We start from the raw sequence: 16,806 nt of genomic DNA on the forward strand, positions 1-16,806 counted from the left end.
CGGTTGTCGGTCTGACGTGAAGAGAAAGAGGAATCAAGAGGATGAGAAGAGACCCATGCTTCCACATCGCCGTCCTCCCGGGCGACGGCATCGGCCCCGAGGTCGTTGGAGCCTGCCTGCAGGTTCTCGACGTCCTGCGTGAACGACTCGGGGGTCTGTCCTTCGACTTCCGCCACCTCGAAGGCGGCGCGGCGCATTACCAGAAGACCGGCATCGCGTTCTCGCAGGAAGGACTTGACGAGTGCAAGCAAGCAGACGCCGTTCTCTTCGGCGCCATCGGTCTCCCCGACGTGCGATACCCGGACGGCACCGAAATAGCGACCCATTTCGATCTGCGCGCGGCAATGGACCTCTATGCCGGCCTGCGACCGGTTCGCAGCTACCCCGGGCTGCCCTGTGTATTGGTCGACAAGCGGGCGGCGCGGATCGACCTGGTCCTGATTCGCGAGCAGAGCGAGGGCCTCCTGCAGCCGCGACCGCGCGGCACCGTCGAAGAAGACAGCATCGCCCGCGAGACGATGACGATCTCGCGCAGTGGCAGTCGCCGGATCGCCGAGTTCGCGTTCCACGTCGCTGCCCGACGTGCCCGGAACCGCAGGCGGCCCGGCCGGGTGCTGTGCGTTGACAAGGCCAACGCACTGGTATCGATGGCTTTCTTTCGCAGGCTCTTCGATGAAGTGGCAGCCGCTCACCCGGAGACGCAGGCGGCACATGCCTACGTCGATGCCACCGCCATGAACCTGGTCCGGTCGCCCTGGGATTTCGACGTCCTCCTCACCGAGAACGCCTTCGGCGGCATTCTGTCCGATCTCGCTGCCGGCCTCGTGGGCAGCCTCGGCCTGGTTCCCTCGGCCGACATCGGCGACCAGCACGCTGTCTTCCAGCCTGCCCATGGCAGCGCACCCGACATCGCGGGGCAGGGGATAGCCAACCCGGTCGCACAGATACTCTCGGCGGCGCTGATGCTCGACTGGCTCGCCGACCGCCATGGCGAACCGCGGCTGGCGCATGGCGCGCGCATCATCGAGCACGCCGTCGACAAGGCGCTGACGCTCGTCTGCCCGATCGAGTTCGGTGGGCAGGATGGCACGCAGGCCATCACGCGAGCGGTGATGGCACAGATTCGCAAGTCCTGAAGCGTCGCCGCGCTCCGCGGGAGGACTCCGCAGGGTGCTAGAATGCCGGCCGACGACAACCATCCGGAGCCTTGATCGATGATCGACGGTGAGCCAACTGCAGCGACCGCCACCGTGCTGCCGGCGGTCGAACGAACGACAGGCGACTCGCCGCAGTGCGCCATCATCTGGTTGCACGGCCTCGGTGCCGACGGGCACGACTTCGAGCCGATTGTCGACGAGTTCGATTTCGATCAGCTGCCAGCCGTGCGCTTCGTGTTCCCGCACGCGCCGATGCGGCCCGTCACGATCAATGGTGGTTTCGTCATGCGCGCCTGGTACGACATCGTCTCGCCCGATTTCGCGCCAGGGCGCGAGGAAGGCAAGCACGTTCGCGAATCAGCGCGACAGGTCGAGGCGCTGCTGGCGCGCGAGAATTCGCGCGGCATCCCGGACGAACGCATCGTCCTGGCCGGCTTCTCGCAAGGCGGAGTCATTGCCTTGCACAGCGGTCTGCGGCACTCGCGGCGGCTGGCCGGAATCCTGGCGCTTTCCTGCTACCTGCCGCAACCCGACACGCTGGCAAGCGAAGCGCAAACGGCCAACAGCGACGTCCCGATTTTCATGGCGCATGGCCGCGCCGACCCGGTGATCCCGTACGATCTGGGCAAGCGGTCGGCCAAGCTGCTGCAGACGCACGGCTACAAGCTGCAGTGGCATGGCTACGCGACCGCGCACTCGGTCTGCCTGGAGGAACTGGAAGACATCGGTGGCTGGTTGAACCGGGTGCTTGCCGACGCGTTCTGAGACGGGCCGAAGCCTGGCACCGGGACGCTGCGCACGCCGCCGACGGGACGCGCTGTCGACGTCGCTTCCTGACTTGGCTACACTTGCGGGAATTCCTTACGATTGCCGGGGTGAATGGCGTGCGCAGAGTGATCTTCAACCAGAAGGGCGGTGTGGGCAAATCAACCATCACCTGCAACCTGGCGGCGGTCGCCGCCGCCCGCGGTCGGCGCACGCTGCTGATCGACCTCGACCCGCAGGCGAATGCGTCGCGCTACGTGCTGGGGCCGGCCCTCGACGAACAGAAGAAGACTCTCGCAAATTTCTTCGATGACATCCTGGGCTACAGGCTGTTTCCCGAAGCGCTCGCCGCCTATGTCGTGCCGACGCCCTACGCCAACCTGACGGTGCTGCCGTCGGACGGGCGCCTCGAGGAAGTCCAGTTCAAGCTCGAATCACGCTACAAGATGTACAAGCTGCGCGAGGCACTGGAGAAGCTCGAAGGTTACGACGAGGTCTATATCGACACCCCGCCGGCGCTCAACTTTTTCACCCGCTCGGCGCTGATTGCTGGCGATCGCTGCCTGATCCCCTTCGACTGCGACGATTTCTCGCGGCGCGCGCTCTATTCCCTCCTCGACAGCGTGCGCGAGATCCAGAGTGACCACAACCAGGGACTGCGCATCGAGGGCATCGTCGTCAACCAGTACCAGGCTCGCGCCAACCTGCCTCTCCGGCTGGTCGATGAACTGCGCGCCGAGGGGCTGCCGGTCCTCGCCACCTTCCTGTCCGCGTCGATCAAGATCCGGGAATCGCATCACCTGGCCAGGCCAATGATCCACCTCGACCCGCGGCACAAGCTCAGCGCCGAGTTCACCGCACTCTACGACAGTTTGTCCCCGTCGGCACCGCAGTCCTGACCTACCCGCCGGGACCTCGGCAGCGACGAGACCGGATGCCCTCCGGCACGGCTCACCGAGACCGATGTTGCGCAAGGTCCAGCGCCAGCGTTGGTGACTCTACCTGCATCCCGATATGCGACTCCTCCCCTGCCACGGAGGCATTGCGGCGGCATTCTGAGATGCCGCAGACACCCCAGAGGAGAAGACCAGCGACGCCTTGTCAAGTCTGAGCCTGGGAACCGCCTTCTGTTGGCGCCTGCCGCCTGCGCCGCCGGGCCCGGGGCACGAGTTCCTTCGCTGTACGATCACCTGGGCGACCAGCCCAGGATCACCGCTGTGGTGGACGACGACGTCGCCAACGTCGACGCCGACAAGCGAGCGAACGGACTGTTCGCCAACACCAACATCCCTGAAGATGCTGCTCGTCGAGCAAGTCTGCGCCGGTACCGGAGGACCCTGTCGATACACGGGTGATGACATGAAGTCGGCACACGCGCACCTGAAGATCTGCGAGGCAGACCTTGCCGGCCTGGTCGATGACCTTTCACGCACGATCGACAGGTTTCCGCTTCCCACACGGACGCAGGGCAAGTTGATCGCCATCGGGATACCGATGCAGGGCGACATCGTCACGGTCGAGTGAGGCCCCGGTAGCACGTGGCGGTCGTCGGCGCATCGGAGCCGCAGGAGCAACTTGTTCCCGGGCCCGGCAGTCTGCCGGTGCGGCGCACAAGCTACGCCGACGGCCCGGCCATGTGCTGCTCGGACCGCAATTTTGTTGCGCTGCCGGCGGCTGATTCGTCGCAAAATGTCGCCCGCCAGCCCGGCAACCGACGCCGGGCGAAGGGGAGACGAATTGGACCGATCGACACCATCCATTTCCGCAGCCAGTACGGCGGACGACGCCGTGATCGGCGATCGCGAGTTCTGCACCCTGGTCCAGCGGCGCGGCGAAACTCTGCTCGAACTTTCCAGCGGACTCGCCGCCATGCGTGCAGGCGAAGCGCTCCTGACACGGCCGCTGGTCGGTCGCCTGCTGCTGGAAGCCGGGCAGATGGAGACCCTTCTCGACGAGTATGGCGCGCACCAGAATCATTGCTGGAGCAGGTTCCGCGCCTTGGTGGCGTCGCTGAAGAACTTCGCCCGCATCGGCGAGGTCCTGGCCCACATGCAGCGCCGCCTGCCGAGCTACCGGCTCCTGCCGGTCGCCGGCGATTTCCCGACGGCGACCGACGAGCGGCTGCGCCGGCTGACTGAAGTCGTCGCTGCAGTCGCTGCCGCTCTGGTCGAGGAAGCGCTGGCAGTCGGCATCGAACTGCCGACGATCGCGCCGCCGCCCGTCTGCAACGACGACGCGCAGCCGGCGGGCCGCCTGGCCCGCGACCGCGGCGACCGGATCAGCAGCGACACAGCCACCACGGTCCCCCGCCTGGCAACTGAGTTCCTCAATCTCGCAGTCGATGGAGACCTGCTGCGAGCAGCGGCACAGGTCGCTCCCGAGGACCATGCCGCCTGCTTCCCCGACCCGGTCAGCGAGGAACGTCTGCGCCAGCTGACCTTTCGCTTCCACAACCTGCAGTCCCTCTACGACACGCACGTTGCCGGCACATCCAGCGAAAGCGCCGACGGCGACCTGCCGATCCTGCGCGGTCACGCCAGTGTCATCTACCACCTGCTCGAGATCGCCACCGACCTCGCCCACTACCACGAACGGCACGCCAACCCCCGCACGGCCGACGCGGTTCTCCGCGAACGGCCGGTGGTCGATACCGACGCCACCATGGCAACCCTTTTCGGCTACGCCATGGCCTTCTCCAGCGACTACCTGGCTGGCGGCCAGCGCCTCTGCCAGGGTATCCTGCGCCGCTACGCAGAGCCGGGACGCCTCGACTGTCCGGTGCCGAGCTATCGCGGCTTCCACGTCCGCCCGTCCAACCTGGTGGCGCGCATCGTCGCCTACTACGGCAGTTCAGTGCAGATGCGGCTGGACGACCGGCTGTTCGATGCTGCCTCGCCCTTCGAGCTCTTTCGCGCCAACGAGACGATCAACGCCCGCAAACGCCGCTGGCTGGCGTCGGAAATCGCCCGCGTCCATCCCGATTGCGCCGAATTCTGCGCGCCGCAAGCCGTGACGGCGGCCGTCCTGGCGATCGTGCACCGCCTTGCCGACGAAGGGAAGATCATGCTCTACCGCCAGCCCCTCGAGTTCTCCGACCAGCTCGGCCGCCGCCAGGGCAGCGTCCTCGAGAACAGCGTGGCCGAAATTGCCCAGTTGCAGGCAACTGGCCAGCTCGAAATCCGCACCGACCTGACGGTGACCTTCATCGGCGACAGGCGCGTCCTCGCCGATCTCGACCTCCTTGCCCGCTGCGGTTACGGCGAGGACGCCTTTGGCAACAACGTCGTGCTGCCGAAGGCTCTCTCGTACCTGCGACGATAGCCGGACCAGCCCGGGCCTGGGATGCCGGCGGGTTCCGTCGTCAGCCCGCCTGCGACCTGTCGAGCGGCTCGACACGCCGCGTGATGGGCGTCGATGACCGCCTCTGGATGATCGCGCTGCGTCGAGAGCCGGCAATGCGCAAGCGTGAGCAGCCTAACCTCGGACGCCGCGTCGGCGACGCACGCGATCTGGCGCATCGTCGCGTACTCTTTGTGTTCGCCCTGGATGGCCGGCAGCGGACAGCGGATCGCCGGCAGGCAGCCGGTGATGTCCCGGTCAGCAAACTTGGTCACCAGCCAGGTCTCGCGCCAGGAACGAAAGACCGCCTCGGCCTCGTGATGGCGACGGGCGAGGCGTCGCCACCAATCGCTGCAGGCAAACAGCCCGGCGGCGCCTGAGCGCACCAGCGCTTTCGCTTCGACGAACTCGTGCGGCGCCAGGACGACCACGCCCGCGGGAGGGCGATCAGCCGACATTCGCGGAGCTGCCCGGCAACGATGACCTCGCTCACGTCAGGAGCGAGAGAGCCGGCTGACCGACATCGAGCGCCCAGGCCGCGGCGTGCGCTGGATCATGATGCAGCGATGGTATCAGCCTGTCGGGCGGCCAGGCCAAGAGCCGGCAACGCAGGCAAGAAGGCACAGCCCTCGTTTTCAGGCGACTCGTGCTTTGGTCTGTCGTCACGGCATGGCCGATTGAGGTGAACTGTTCCATCAGGCCCGCACGGCCACACTGTGCACGCCGGCGCTCAGGTACTGCGCCACAGCAGATGTGGCGGACAGCATCGACGGCATGATCGGCCAGCTCCAGGCCCGGTATGGGGTGCAGGTACCGCCCTCGGACCGATTCCTCCGGGGAGCCGATTGTCGGCAGCCGCGTCCCCGGTACGTGGTGGTCAGTCCGCCGCGCCGAGGTCGGCGGTGTCGCCCCTTCCGGGCATCGCAGGGTCGTCATTCAACGCCCGGCCGTGCCACGGGGAGGGACATACTGCAGCGTAGCCCCGCCCTGGAAGGCTGCTACGATCGCCGGCAGCTTGCCGTGACGCGGGCATGGGCGGCGCCGACCCCGTCCTCATCGCGCCCGCTCGCCGGGCAGCTTGCCCGCATCCGCTGTCCCGTCAGTTGGCGGCTGGCGGCCGAGGGCACGTCCGGCTCGCCAGAAGGCGGTCGAGTTGATTGGCGAAGGCCTGTCGGTCGCCGGCCGAGAAGGTGGCCGGCCCACCGGTGTCCACGCCGCTGTTGCGCAGGCCCTCGAGGAAATTGCGCATACCCAACCGCTCGTCGATGTTGCCTGCGTCGAGCAGTTCGCCACGCGGATCGAGCACGCGGGCGCCTTTTGCGATCACCAGCGCCGCCAGTGGCACGTCGGCGGTGACGACGAGATCGCCTGCCGTCACTTCGTCGACGATACGGCGATCAGCGACATCGAATCCTGCCGGAACCTGCAGCGCGCGGATCCAGGGTGACGGCGGTGGCCGCAACATCTGGTTTGCGATCAGCGTCAAATGGAGCTGCAAGCGGTTCGCCGCACGATAGAGGATGTCCTTGATCGCGGCTGGACAGGCGTCGGCATCGACCCAGATCTTCATGGCGGGAGGCTTCTCCAGTGGGACCGCCACAATAGCACCCCCGCGCCCCGGGATGAACGTGGCGGCGCGGTGTGGATGGTCCTGCACCAGCCAGGCCGCAATGTCGCCCAGATCACCCTCGACGAAGCGCGAGGCATCCAGCCGCATCCCTTCGTTCCTGTAGCCTCGGCAATCGCCCGGTACTTGCTTTCGAGATGGTCGAGCATCGCATCAGCCGAGACGCCTGGCGCCTTGTCATGCATCGCTTTTTGCCAGAGTTGGCGCAGCTCGGCGCTCCCCTGTTGGCGCGCGCTGCGCTTGTACGCCCAGTCGTGCAGCGCATCGCGAATCACTCCTGCCGGCGATGCGCTGCTCGTCACCAACGGCTGCGCGCTTTGCGAGCGGATCGCCGCACTGCTGATCCGTGAAAGCTCGGCCTGGTACCGGCAACTGAGTGGGCACGCCGCCGGCAGGCTTTCCCGGATGGAACCCAGGTTCTGCAGGCGTCAGCGGGCCCCAGATCGAGGGCACCGCTGCCTTCCCTGCAACCAGAGCGAGCCGCCGAATCACTGCCCATGCCAGTAGCGCCGATACTCACCGCGGTACGCCGAAAGCGACAGCCCTGCCGCCGCCAGCCTGACGCGCACCGCGCCATCGCGATCGGTCCGCCACAGCCGGCCGCCGCCGTAACGGTCGACGACGTCGGCCCGCGGATGCTGGAAGCGGTTGCGGTAGCCGACCGCAATGATCGCCTCGCGCGCGCCGACGGCGGCAATGAACGGTAGCGTCGACGACGTTCCACTGCCGTGATGCGGCACCAGCAGGACGTCGCTGCGCAGGCCGGCGGCGGCGCGCGCGAGCAGCGCCTGTTCGTCGCGCGCCTCGATGTCGGCGGTGAGCAGGACGCTGCCCCAGGCGCTGCTGACCTGCAGCACACAACTCATGTTGTTGCTCCGCACGGCCTTGCGCTCGTAGTCGGCGGCGGCTGGATGAAGGATGCTGAACTGCACCCCATCCCACTCCCACGACTGGCCGTCGACACAGGGCTCTGGCTGCAGTTCGGGCACCGACGACAGCCGGCGTGCGATCGGCAGCGCCTCCTCGACGGCGACGACGCCACCGGAATGATCCTTGTCGCGGTGGGTGACGATCAGCGTGTCGATTCGTCGCACCCCATGCGCCCGCAGGTAGGGAACGATGATGCGCTGACCTGCGTCGGACTCGGCGCTGTACAGCGGTCCGGCGTCGTAGAGCAGGCTGTGGTCGGCGGTACGGACGACGACCGCCAGGCCTTGGCCGACGTCAAGCACCTCGACCCAGACCTCGCCGCGGGCTGGCTGCGCTGCCGGCCACAACAGTGCCGGCAGCAGCAGGCACAGACCCAGCCAGCGGGCCGGAAAGCCGCGCGGCAGCAACAGCCAGATGACACCCGTCAGCGCCAGCACAGTGGCCAGCAACGGCGGTGCCGGCTGCTCCCACAGTGGCCACGCGGCCAGCCAATCGAGGCTCGACATCAGGACGCTCAGCAACTCGTGCGCGAGCAGGAGCAGCGGCGGCCAGGGAACGACGACGAACAGCAGCGCCAGCGGCGTGATGAGGAAGCTGACCAGCGGGATGGCGAAGGCGTTGGCCAGCGGTGAGACGAGCGAGAACTGCTGAAAGAGAAGCAGCAGCAGCGGCAGCGTGCCGATGGTCACCGCCCACTGCGTCGCGCCCCAGGTGGCCAGCATCGCCCCCCAGCCGCGCCCGCTTCCGAGGCGTGCCGTGCCGACGAAGAACAGCAGCGCGACGGCGGCAAACGACAGCCAGAAACCCGGCGCCAGCACCGCCCAGGGGTCGAGCAGTAGCACGAGCAGCAAGGCCAGCAGCAGGCTGCGACTGGCGCCGAAGTTGCGCCCCGACCACAGAGCCAGGGCAACCACCGTAAGCATGTAGAGGGTGCGCTGCGCCGGAACGGCGAAGCCGGCGAGCAGCGCGTAGCCGAAGGCCGCCAGCCAGCCGGCAGCGATCGCCGCCTTCTGCGCCGGTACGGCGAGCAGCAGCCCTTCGCTGCGCCGCCACAGCCAGCCGACCAGAGCGCCGATCAGAGCCGCCACCATGGTCACGTGCAGACCGGAAATCGACATCAGGTGCGTGACCCCGGTCTGCCGGAAGAGCCGCCACTGCTCACCGGGAATCGCCTGCTGGTCACCGACGGCGAGCGCGATGAGTACCCCGGCGTAGGCAGCGTCGCCGAGCACGTGGGAGAAGGACTGGCGCAGGTGGTCGCGCAGGCGCTCGATCACGTAGGCGGGTTGCAGGACGAAGGCCTCGAGTCGTTGCGCGGCGGCGTGCGGGCGAACATAGCCGGTGGCGCGCAGGCCGCGCTCGAACAACCAGGCCTCGTAGTCGAAAGCCAGCGGATTGGCGTTGCCATGCGGACGCTTGAGGCGGACTGTGAAGCGCCAGCGCTCGCCAGGACGGATCTTCAGACCTTCGCGCCACTCGTCCTCGAGCCAGCCGTGATACCAGGAGAGCATGATCCGCTGCGGCACGACGGCAGCGGGCGTCTCCACCGCTTCGACGGCGAAAGCGAAACGCTCGCCACGCTCGAAGCCGTGCGGCAGTGCTGCGACGACACCGACCACCTGCACGTCGCGCCCCTCCCAGTCTACCGGCAGCTGATCGAGCAAGCGCTGCCCGGCGAGCAGCGCGGCCCAGGAGAAACCGAGCAGGGCGCTCGCCAGCAGCACCAGCACCCGCCCCCAGCAGCTGCGCCGGCAGGCCGGCCACAGCACGGGCAGGGCGGCCAGCAGCAAGGTGACGAGGGGTGGCCAGAAGGGCAGTGCCTCCCGCAACTGCAGGAGGCCGACACCGACGGCAAAGGCGAGGATGTTGCTGCGCATGGCGCATTAGAGCAGATTGTTGCGACTGCCAGCCGAGGTTCCTGCGCCGCGAGACCTCCAGCGCCGCACGAACGACGGCAGCCACGCGGCTCAGCCGAGGCGGAAGCGACTCACCTCGTGCTCCAGACTTGCCGACAGCTGTTCAAGCTGCGCCGCCGTGGCGGCATTGCCGGCCACCGCATCATTGTTCGCTTCCGCCATGCGGGCAACACTGTCGACGTTGCGCGCGATGTCGCTGCTGGCCGCGTTCTGCTCGTGCAGGGCCTGCGAGATACCGGCCACCTTGCTCACCACCTGCGCCGCATTGCCACCGATCTCGGTGATCGACTGGCCAGCCCGTGTCGCCAGTGTGACCCCTTCGGCAACCCGGCTGACGCCCAGCTTCATGCTCGCGACGGCGTCCTGCGTGCCACTCTGGATGGCGGTGATCATCTCCGAGATCTCCTGCGTCGAGCGAGCCGTGCGCTCGGCGAGTTTGCGCACCTCGTCCGCGACCACGGCGAAGCCGCGCCCCGACTCACCTGCCCGCGCCGCCTCAATGGCCGCATTGAGTGCCAGCAGGTTGGTTTGGTCGGCGATCTCCTTGATCACGTTGACGATCGCCGAGATGCGCTCGGAGCGGCTGCCGAGTTCGCCGACGATCGCCGCCGACTGCTTGACCACTTCCGCAATGCGCTCGATCTCGCGTACCACGTCGCCGACCACCTGGCCCCCTTCAGCCGACAGCTCGCCGGCCCGGCTGGCGATGCGGTCGGCATCGCGGGAATCGGCCGACAGGCGCTCGATGCGCGCGCGCATTGCCTCGATTGCGGTCGCCATGGCCGCGGCAGCCTGGCTCTGCCGCCCGCTGCTGCCCTTGATGTCCGCCGCCGAAGCCGACAGCGTCCTCGTCGCATCGAGAACCTCCCTGGCTCCACCATGGACGTTCTGCAGCAGCCCACGGAATGCACACAACATGTCGTTGAGGCTGTCGCCGACGAGCTTCAGCTCATCCCGCGTGCCGAGTTCGACCCGCACGGCGAGATCGCCGGTGGCGATCGTCCGCGCGTTCGCCGCCAGGCGGTCGATGCTGCCGATGATCGCGAGGTAGAGGGCGACGGAGACGTAGGCATAGAGCACCAGGATGACGACCGCCACGGTGATGCTCAGTGCGAGCTTGCCTTCGGCACGGTCGATGCGCTCCTGCAGCAGACGCTCAAGTGTCGGCAGCACCGTCTCGAACATCTCCTTGTACGCCTTCTCGAGCGAGGCGGTGGTCAACGCAAAGTAGTCGCCGGGCGCGGTCGCAAAGGTGCCGGAGAGAATGTCCTGGTTGACCAGCGCCGTGACCTTCGCCGCCGCATCGCCGATGTCGGCAACCGAAGCGAGCAGCGACGGCTTGAGCGCCGGGTGGTATTGCGCGGTCTTGTCGACGTTGCGCCGCAGGCCGCTGACGGCGACGTTGAGTTCCGCCAGGAGGACGGTGAACTCGACCTGCTGCGACAGCACCAGCGGCTGCTTGCGGGTCAGCACGCCGGTGCCCAGCGCCCGCAGCTGCCCCATGCGCTCGATCGCCTGGGGCGATCGCTCGATGGCGCTGTCGATCAGGTAGGCGACATCGATGTCGGGATCGTTGGTCAGCGCGTATTCGTCGGCAAGCGTCATGTGGAAGGTGAGAAGATCCTCGATCAGCCGGTTGTGCGCCAGGAAGTTCTCGCGCTGTATCAGGTCGAGGCCGTCCTTCTCGATGCTGGCCCAGTCGTCGAGGATCTTCTTCCACGATTCGCTTGCCGCGAGCCTTGGCGAAAGGCTCTCGCCGACGGCTTTCAGCGCCGCGCTGACCTCACCCTGCCGCGCCGCCCGCCGCTCCTTCATCTCCCCGTTGCCGCTGAGGACTCCGGAAGACAGTCCGCGGTGTACCTGCAGGTGCTGCACGGCGCGCGTGAGCGGCTTGATGACCTGCACCCCCGCCAGCTCGAGCCGCGAACTGTCGATCACGCGGTGCAGGCTGTGATACAGGTTCCAGACCAGGACGGCGATGGCAACCAGTGCGAGCACGCCCATGAGAGCGAACTTGGAGCGATAACCCAGCCGATTCAGCAGCACGATCGCCGGGGCGAATACGGTCTTCATCCTTCGCTTCTTCTCCTTTCTGTCTCGGCTGACCCGCTCGTGCCTTCCTTGTCGGCAGCGACAGCGCAAAGCTGAGCCGCGAACGACCGCCGTCTAGCCTCCAGCCGGATGCAGGTAACCGTCGCGCAGCGTCAGGATGCGCTCGGCGCGCCCGGCGAGAGCCGGATCGTGGGTGACGATGACGAAGCTCGTCCGGCGCGAACGGTTGAGCGCCAGCATCAGCTCGAAGACGCTGGCCGCAGTCTGCCGGTCGAGGTTGCCGGTCGGCTCGTCGGCCAGTACGCAGGCGGGCTCGGTGACCAGCGCACGGGCGATCGCCGCCCGCTGCCGCTCGCCACCGGAGAGTTCGGCCGGCGTGTGGCGCAGACGGTGGCCGAGGCCGACCTCGTTGAGCACCGCCGCCGCCCGCGCCTCGGCTTCGTCCTTCGCCAGGCGGCGGATGTGGAGCGGCATGGCGACGTTCTCGAGCGCGGTAAACTCGGCAAGCAGGTGATGGAACTGGTAGACGAAGCCCAGGTGACGGTTGCGCAGCTGGCCGCGCTGCGCATCGGCGATCGCCTGCAGGTCGCTGCCCATCAGGAACACCTCGCCGCCACTGATCGCGTCGAGACCACCGAGCAGATGCAGCAGCGTGCTCTTCCCGGAACCGGAAGCACCGACGATTGCCAGCCGCTCGCCGACACGCACTTCGAGGTCGACACCGAGCAGCACCGGCACGTCGCTGTCGCCCTGCCGATAGATCTTGCGCAGGCCCTTGCAGGCGAGAACGACCTCACTCATAGCGCAGGGCCGCCGCCGGGTTGACCCGCGCCGCCCGCCAGCTCGGGTAGATCGTCGCCAGCAGGGCGAGCACGAAGGCGACGCCGGTGATCGTCGTCACATCGCCCCACTGCAGTTCCGAGGGCAGGCTGGAAATGTAGTACACCTCCTTGGCGAGGAACTGCGTTCCGAGCATGCGCTCGATGAAGGGAACGACGACATCGACGTTGAGCGCCAAGGCGACGCCACCGGCAATCCCCATGCCGAGGCCGATGAAGCCGATCAGCGCCCCCTGCACGATGAACACCGCCATGATGCTGCCCGGACTGGCGCCGAGCGTGCGCAGTATGGCGATGTCGGCCTGCTTGTCGGTCACCGCCATCACCAGCGTCGACACGATGTTGAAGGCGGCAACGGCGACGATCAGCGACAGGATGATGAACATCATGTTCTTCTCGATCTGCACGGCGCGGAAGAAATTGGCGTGGCTGCGTGTCCAGTCGCTGATGAAGGCATTGACGTCCAGCTTGCCGGCAAGCGAACGCGCCACGCGCGGCGCGACGAAGAGGTCGTCGAGCTTCAGGCGCACGCCCGAAACCTTGTCCTCCAGTCGGTACAGCCGTTGCGCGTCGGCAAGATGAACCAGCGCCAAGCCGCTGTCGTACTCGTACATGCCGACCTCGAAGACGCCCGCGACGTGGAAGCTGCGCAGCCGCGGCATGACGCCGGCGGGGGTGACCACTCCTTGCGGCGCGATCAGCGTCACCCGGTCGCCAACGCGGACACCGAGGGCACGCGCGAGTTCGGAGCCGAGGACGATGTTGAAGCTGTCGGGCTGCAGCGCCTCGAACTGGCCGCCCTTCATGTGCGGACGGAAATCGGCCACGCGGTCCTCCTGCTCGGGAAGGATGCCGCGAACCAGCGCGCCGCGAACGGTCTCGCCGAAGGCGAGCATCCCCTGCCCCTGCACGAACGGGGCGGCAGCGACGACGTGCGGCTCGCCCGCGACCATCTCCAGCACCCGCTGCCAGCCTGCCATCTCGCCACCGGCGCCGGTGATCTGGACATGCGAGACGACGGCGAGAATGCGCGAGCGCAACTCGGTCTGAAAACCGTTCATCACCGACAGGACGACGATCAGCGCAGCGACACCAAGGGCAATGCCGAACATCGAGATCAACGAGATGAACGAAATGAAGTGGTTGTGCTTCTTCGCCCGCGTGTAGCGCAGGCCGATCAGCAGCTCGTACGGAATCGCCATCAGCGACGGATGTCCATTCTTGCGGGTGCCTCCGGGCGCCGGAAAGCCAAAAGTCGCTATGCTACACTGTTCGCGTAGCGGTCGCGCCGGTCGGTGGACGCGCGGCATGCGCCACCAGCTCCGTTCCGCCCCGCAACCCGCACCCCGCACCCCGTTTCGTTCACCGCAGCTTCAGCCCCGGCGCATGCAGATCACCCTCGTCGTTCCCGAAATCGTCTGGCCCGAGCCGGATGACCGCGAAACTCTCGCTGGCCTGGCTGTGCCCGGCCTCGCCACCCTGCTCGCGCGCAGCCGGATGCACCGCAGCCCACCGCAATCGCTCGAGGCGACCGTCGGCGACGCCTTCGCTCTCGGCGAGAACGCCGCCTATGCCGCCTGTCGAGTGCACGGCGAGGAGAGAGGCCCCGCGGTGGGCAGTGCCGCCTGGCTCTGCGCCGACCCGGTCCATCTGCGCCTGCATCAGGAGCGACTGATCCTGGCCGATGCGGCGACGCTCGAGATCGACTTGAACGAGGCACAGGCCATCGTCGAAGCGCTCAATCGGCACTTCCCCGATGCCGGCAGATTCCACCTCGCCAGCAGCGACCGCTGGTACCTGGAACTGGCGACCGGCCGCGAACTGGGTCGCTTCGAGGTGCTGCCGCTGTCGGCGGTGGCCGGCCGCAGCGTCGTCCGGCAACTGCCCGAAACTGCCGAGGCGCGTTGGTTGCGCCGCCTGCTCAACGAGGCGCAGATGGTGCTGCACGAGCATCCGGTCAACCAGCAACGCGACGACGCCGGCCGCGCAACCATCAACAGTCTCTGGCTGTGGGGCGCGGGGCGCCTGCCAACCGCAAGCGAGGGCCTGTTCACCGACGTCTGGAGTGATCTCGCGCTGGCCCGCGGCTGTGGGCGCGCCGCGGGCAGCCGCCTGCGTTCACTGCCCGATGGCGCCCCCGCCCTCCTGGCGCAGGCAACCCGCGGCGGCCAGCATCTGGTCGTTCTCGACGGGCTGCAGTCTTGCGTGCAGTACGAGGATGGAGCGGCCTATCGCGCCGCCCTGCTCGCGCTCGAGGGGCGCTGGTTTGCGCCGTTGCAGCAGGCGCTCGCCAGCGGCCGGATACGCCGGCTTCGTCTGCAGGCGCCAACGGCCTATGGGATGCTGTCGTGGGAAAGCGACGCACGCGCGCAGTGGCGGCTGTGGCACCGACCGCAGACGCTGGCGGCGATCGCCCGCGACCTGGCGGCCACCAACCCATGACGCGGCTGCGCCGACGAGCGGTCAGCCCGCGCAGCCAGTGGCAGCTCGAGCAACAGGGGCTGCATCCGCTGCTGGCGCGCATCTACGCCGGCCGTGGCATCCGCACGGGCAGCGAACTCGACTACGATTTCCGCTCGCTCCTGCCACCCGCCGGTCTGACCAACGCCGCCACGGCGGCGGTGCTGCTGGCCGACCACATCACCCGGCAGCGCAAGATCCTGATCGTCGCCGACTACGACTGCGATGGCGCCACCGCCTGCGCGGTCGGCGTTCGCGCCCTGCGTGCCTTCGGCGCACGCGTGGACTATCTGGTACCGAACCGCTTCACCTACGGCTACGGCCTGTCACCGGACATCGTCGAGCTGGCTGCTGCTGCCGCCCCCGACCTGTTGCTCACCGTCGATAACGGCATTGCCAGCATCGACGGCGTCAACCGCGCCCGCCAGTTGGGCATGGCGACCCTGATCACCGACCACCACCTGCCGGGCGACGAGCTGCCGGCGGCCGATTGCATCGTCAATCCGAGTCTCGCCGGCTGCGACTTTGCGAGCAAGGCGCTGGCCGGCGTTGGCGTCATCTTCTACGTCATGCTGGCGCTGCGCTCCGAGCTGCGCCGCCGCGGGTGGTTTGCCGAAGCGGCCGGACGCAGCGAGCCCAACCTGGCTGCATTGCTCGACCTGGTGGCCCTGGGCACCGTCGCCGATGTCGTCAGCCTTGACCACAACAACCGCGTGCTGGTCAGCCAGGGATTGCGGCGCATCCGTGAGGGCAGGCTGACGCCGGGCGTGCGGGCGCTTTTTCGGGCTGCCGGGCGGAATCCGGCGCAGGCTTCCAGCGTCGACCTCGGCTTCATGATCGGCCCGCGCCTGAACGCTGCCGGCCGCCTGGCCGACATGTCGCTCGGCATCGAGTGCCTGATCACCGATGATGCAGGGCGAGCGATGAACATCGCGCAACAGCTCGACGCCCTCAACCGCGAAAGGCGCGAGATCGAGTCGGGAATGCAGGAGCAGGCGTCGCAGCAGCTCGCCGAGTGGGGCGCCGAGATGTCCAGCGAGGCGGCAGCGGTGTCCCTGTTCGATCCCACGTGGCATCAGGGCGTCGTCGGCATTCTCGCCGCCCGCATCAAGGAGAGGCTGCACCGGCCAGCGTTCGCCTTTGCCCGCGCCGGCGACGGCGAGATCCGTGGCTCGGGCCGGTCGATCCCCGGTCTGCATCTGCGCGACGCCCTCGACCTCGTGAGCAAGCGATCGCCCGGCCTGCTGCTGCGTTTTGGCGGCCACGCGATGGCGGCGGGGGTCAGCCTGCGCGAAAGCGACTTCGCACTCTTCAGCGAGTCCTTTGCCCGGGTCGTCGACGAGTTGCTCGCCCCGGCCGACCGCACACGGACGCTGGAAACCGATGGCGGCCTCGAGGCAGCGTATTTATCGCTGGCGACGGCGCGTTTGCTGGCCGCTGAGGTCTGGGGACAGGGCTTTCCGGCGCCCCTGTTCGAGGACGAGTTCCTCGTCGAGAGCCAGCGCATCCTCAAGGAAAAGCACCTCAAGCTCCGTCTGCGCAAGGGCACGCAGATTCTCGACGCAATCCAGTTCAACTTCCAGCAGGCGCCCGGCCGCCACATCCGCGCCGCCTATCGGCTGGCGATCAACGAGTACAACGGGGTCGAGACGCCACAGTTGATGATCGAGCACATCGAGACCGGCGCGGGCTGAACAGGCAAGGGAAACGCCGGGCACAAC

The 16,806-nt window shown here is 67.6% G+C and carries 13 protein-coding genes and 1 pseudogene; 8 read left to right on the top strand and 6 right to left on the bottom strand.

The annotated features are described in order from the left end of the window. Nucleotides 1-41 precede the first annotated feature (41 nt). The 5 genes from HT579_00725 to HT579_00745 all read left to right on the top strand — a co-directional run bounded on the left by HT579_00725 (nt 42) and on the right by HT579_00745 (nt 5,243). Nucleotides 42-1,136 (top strand): isocitrate/isopropylmalate dehydrogenase family protein, encoded by a 1,095-nt coding sequence (locus tag HT579_00725; GenBank protein ID QKS27616.1) that lies wholly within the window; start codon nt 42-44, stop codon nt 1,134-1,136. A 78-nt stretch (nt 1,137-1,214) separates the two neighbouring features. Next, entirely contained in the window at nt 1,215-1,922 is a 708-nt protein-coding gene (locus HT579_00730; GenBank protein QKS27617.1) for an alpha/beta hydrolase, read from the top strand. A 119-nt stretch (nt 1,923-2,041) separates the two neighbouring features. Next, nucleotides 2,042-2,821, top strand: a complete 780-nt coding sequence (locus tag HT579_00735) for a ParA family protein (GenBank protein QKS27618.1) — start codon at nt 2,042-2,044, stop codon at nt 2,819-2,821. 460 nt (nt 2,822-3,281) lie between these two features. Next, nucleotides 3,282-3,446, top strand: a complete 165-nt coding sequence (locus HT579_00740; GenBank protein QKS27619.1) for a hypothetical protein — start codon at nt 3,282-3,284, stop codon at nt 3,444-3,446. Between the two features lie 213 nt (nt 3,447-3,659). Next, nucleotides 3,660-5,243, top strand: a complete 1,584-nt coding sequence (locus HT579_00745; protein ID QKS27620.1) for a hypothetical protein — start codon at nt 3,660-3,662, stop codon at nt 5,241-5,243. Here the strand turns inward: HT579_00745 and HT579_00750 are convergent. Then, complete coding sequence (locus tag HT579_00750; GenBank protein ID QKS27621.1) at nt 5,177-5,719, bottom strand: hypothetical protein; 543 nt, start codon at nt 5,717-5,719, stop codon at nt 5,177-5,179. The genes HT579_00745 and HT579_00750 overlap by 67 nt on opposite strands. A 229-nt stretch (nt 5,720-5,948) precedes the next feature. Here HT579_00750 and HT579_00755 point away from each other — a divergent pair. Beyond that, nucleotides 5,949-6,104 (top strand): annotated as a pseudogene (locus HT579_00755) (DUF2092 domain-containing protein). Nucleotides 6,105-6,360: 256 nt separating this feature from the next. On the opposite strand, the gene HT579_00760 reads toward HT579_00755, so the two are convergent. The 5 genes from HT579_00760 to HT579_00780 all read right to left on the bottom strand — a co-directional run bounded on the left by HT579_00760 (nt 6,361) and on the right by HT579_00780 (nt 13,827). Further along, nucleotides 6,361-6,831 carry a YaiI/YqxD family protein gene (locus HT579_00760; protein QKS31420.1) on the bottom strand — a complete coding sequence of 157 codons (471 nt, stop codon included), beginning with the start codon at nt 6,829-6,831 and terminating at the stop codon, nt 6,361-6,363. Nucleotides 6,832-7,376: 545 nt separating this feature from the next. Further along, complete coding sequence (locus tag HT579_00765; GenBank protein ID QKS27622.1) at nt 7,377-9,695, bottom strand: DNA internalization-related competence protein ComEC/Rec2; 2,319 nt, start codon at nt 9,693-9,695, stop codon at nt 7,377-7,379. Between the two features lie 90 nt (nt 9,696-9,785). Beyond that, nucleotides 9,786-11,807, bottom strand: coding sequence for a methyl-accepting chemotaxis protein (locus tag HT579_00770; GenBank protein QKS27623.1), 2,022 nt, complete (start codon nt 11,805-11,807; stop codon nt 9,786-9,788). 93 nt (nt 11,808-11,900) lie between these two features. Then, nucleotides 11,901-12,587 carry a lipoprotein-releasing ABC transporter ATP-binding protein LolD gene (gene lolD / locus HT579_00775; protein QKS27624.1) on the bottom strand — a complete coding sequence of 229 codons (687 nt, stop codon included), beginning with the start codon at nt 12,585-12,587 and terminating at the stop codon, nt 11,901-11,903. Continuing rightward, on the bottom strand, nt 12,580-13,827 hold the full coding sequence (locus HT579_00780; GenBank protein QKS27625.1) for a lipoprotein-releasing ABC transporter permease subunit: 1,248 nt from the start codon (nt 13,825-13,827) through the stop codon (nt 12,580-12,582). Before HT579_00780 ends, lolD begins: the two co-directional genes overlap by 8 nt. A gap of 184 nt (nt 13,828-14,011) precedes the next feature. Between HT579_00780 and HT579_00785 the strand changes: the two genes are divergently transcribed. Together HT579_00785 and recJ are read left to right on the top strand one after the other, a co-directional pair. Continuing rightward, nucleotides 14,012-15,067 carry a hypothetical protein gene (locus tag HT579_00785; GenBank protein ID QKS27626.1) on the top strand — a complete coding sequence of 352 codons (1,056 nt, stop codon included), beginning with the start codon at nt 14,012-14,014 and terminating at the stop codon, nt 15,065-15,067. Continuing rightward, on the top strand, nt 15,064-16,779 hold the full coding sequence (gene recJ, locus HT579_00790; protein ID QKS27627.1) for a single-stranded-DNA-specific exonuclease RecJ: 1,716 nt from the start codon (nt 15,064-15,066) through the stop codon (nt 16,777-16,779). Before HT579_00785 ends, recJ begins: the two co-directional genes overlap by 4 nt. Nucleotides 16,780-16,806: the final 27 nt, after the last annotated feature.

This window comes from Candidatus Accumulibacter similis (genome assembly GCA_013347225.1).
Classification (GTDB): domain Bacteria; phylum Pseudomonadota; class Gammaproteobacteria; order Burkholderiales; family Rhodocyclaceae; genus Accumulibacter; species Accumulibacter similis.